The 798-nt window shown below is 67.7% G+C and carries 2 protein-coding genes; both read left to right on the top strand.

Annotated elements, in window-relative coordinates; genetic code table 11:
* Positions 1-206: TetR/AcrR family transcriptional regulator (locus A8G15_RS28605; protein WP_483826455.1), on the top strand; the 206-nt coding region annotated here is incomplete at its 5' end.
* A 151-nt stretch (positions 207-357) separates the two neighbouring features.
* The coding region (locus A8G15_RS28600) for an MFS transporter (protein ID WP_245688052.1) at positions 358-798 on the top strand (441 nt) is incomplete at its 3' end.

The following is a 798-nucleotide window of genomic DNA, read 5'->3' as shown; positions in this document are numbered from 1 at the left end:
AGAACTACTCGACGCAGATCATCGACGCACTCGCCGCGCGGCTGCCGGGGCCGGACGCGCGGCTGCGGGCGGAGCTGGCGATCTCGATGGTGATGGGGCTGGCGATCATGCGGCGGCGGATGATGCGGGAGCTCGCGACCGGGACGGTGGAGGACGTGCTGCCGATGTACGCGCCGTTGGTGCAGAAGCTTCTCGACGGCGAGTGACTCCGCTCTCACGCCTTGTGAGGTAAATGGACGTTCACCTACAGTGGTGAGCAACTATTTACTACAGGCAAGGAGTTTCTGATGACCCAGGCATCGGTGCTCCCCCTGCGGATCCGCTTCCCGCGCACGGACCGGTTGCCGTCACCCACGCTTGCGCGTTCCGAGAGAACCGCCCGCGACGGCGGCCTTCCCGATCCTCGCCGTCGGCGCCGTGTTCCAGGCCATCATGCAGACGGTCATGGTTCCGTTGCTGCCGAGCATGCCGGCACTGACGGGCGCCGGTGCGACCGCCGTGTCCTGGCTGCTGACCACCACCCTGCTGGTCGGCGCCATCATGACCCCCATCTTCGGGCGCCTCGCCGACATGATCGGCAAGAAGCGGATGCTCGTCACCGCGTTCTCCCTCATGACGCTCGGCTCGCTGATCTGCGCGCTGACCTCGGACATCGGGCTGCTCATCTTCGCCCGCGGACTCCAGGGCGCCGGCGCGGCCGTGCTGCCCATCGGCATGTCGATCCTGCGCGACGAACTGCCCCGTGAACGCGTCGACCGCGCCGTCGCCGTGCTCAGCGCCACCCTGGGTATCGGTACG

Source organism: Rhodococcus phenolicus (assembly GCF_001646785.1).
Lineage (GTDB): Bacteria > Actinomycetota > Actinomycetes > Mycobacteriales > Mycobacteriaceae > Rhodococcus > Rhodococcus phenolicus.
The sequence above is the reverse complement of the archived record's forward strand: the minus strand, read 5'-3'. Positions and strand labels throughout refer to the sequence as shown.